Source organism: Megasphaera intestinihominis, from assembly GCF_040096415.1.
Lineage (GTDB): Bacteria > Bacillota > Negativicutes > Veillonellales > Megasphaeraceae > Megasphaera > Megasphaera intestinihominis.
In genome coordinates this window covers 1-1462 of the sequence record NZ_JBBMEU010000131.1, presented here as the reverse complement: position 1 = coordinate 1462, position 1462 = coordinate 1, and the positions used below count along the sequence as shown (strand labels likewise).

Genomic DNA, 1462 nt, shown 5'->3' with positions numbered 1-1462 from the left:
AGCCCCTACAATTCGGCCAATGTCCGTGTATTTTTTATGGCAGACTGCCAGCGTTATTCCCCATCGCCTACATGCGACACCCGTCCCAAAGCCTTTCTAGCCTGTCAAGTATCGACCATCGGGAGGGGCAAGACCGTTTCCAGAACGAACAGACGCGGCGGGCGGCCCGCTACGCGCTGAGGGCTTCCCGAAGCGTCGTTGTTAGTTTGAGTCTGTCGCGGCGTAGCCGCATCTGAGTCCGAGGAAAAAGCAGTAGCTCGTGGTTCCTGAAAGCTTATCATCATACCCGAATGAGCTGTGATTGAATCTCTCTGGCGGGCTTCCCACGGGAAGCCCCTACGCATACGGCCGCTGGCCGTTTTTTTGCGGCCTGCGACCGGCCGCCTGCGAACTGCGCTTATTTTATGAAGAGGATAGTCATTCTTTAGTAGTCATGCTATAATAAGTTATCATGAGTAAAGGAGTCGAATTTTTATGATGATAAAAAAACTGGTTACTTTTGAAGACCTCGGTTTCGTTCAATGGGGCGTCCTGAATGAAGCGGAAGATGGCGTATACGGTGCCATTGCTTTGGAAGAAGCTTTTTTCACGCCCCTTCCGGAAACGATGCTGGAATTCATCCGGCAGGGCAACGACGGCCTGCTGGCCCTGGCCGACGCACTGGAACAGAATGAAAAGACCGGCGCTGTCAAGGCGAAACCGCTGGACACGGTACGCATCATGGCGCCGATTCCCCATATGGAACGGAATATTTTCTGCATCGGCAAGAATTATACGGAACACATTGCCGAATTCGATAAGACGGCCATGCCCAAACCGCCGAAATACCCGGTCATCTTCACCAAGGCTACGTCGTCGGTCATCGGCCCGGATGACCTCATCGACCCTCATACGAACGTCACGTCCCAAGTCGACTATGAAGGCGAACTGGCCGTCATCATTGGCAAGGAAGGCTCGGATATCACTGTTGGCGAAGCCATGGACCACGTCTACGGCTTTACCATCCTCAACGACGTCACGGCACGGGACCTGCAGGCCAACCACGTCCAGTGGTTCCACGGCAAGAGCCTGAATACGTTCTGCCCTATCGGGCCGTATATCCTTCTGCGCGATGCCGCTCCCGACACGTTCGACATCGTCACGAAAGTCAACAATGAAGTCCGTCAGGACGGCTCGACAGGCGAATTCATCTTCACCATCCCCGAACTGATCCACACCATCTCCCAGGGTACGACCCTCTTCCCGGGCGACATCATCGCTACGGGTACGCCCAGCGGCGTCGGCGTCGGCTTCAACCCGCCCCGCTTCCTCCACTCCGGCGACACCGTAGAAATCACCATTCCCGCCATCGGGACGCTGAAGAATAAAGTGAAATAAGAAAGGCTAAAAAAAGGGGCTGTAACAAAATGAGTTTTTTTGCTCATTTTGTTGCAGCCTTCCTTCTTTCCCATAACTAACACAA

General features: G+C 53.9%; 1 protein-coding gene. It reads left to right on the top strand.

From position 1 onward, the window contains the following. The first annotated feature begins 474 nt into the window (after positions 1-474). Complete coding sequence (locus tag WMO23_RS11280; protein WP_020309819.1) at positions 475-1377, top strand: fumarylacetoacetate hydrolase family protein; 903 nt, start codon at positions 475-477, stop codon at positions 1375-1377. Positions 1378-1462 lie beyond the last annotated feature (85 nt).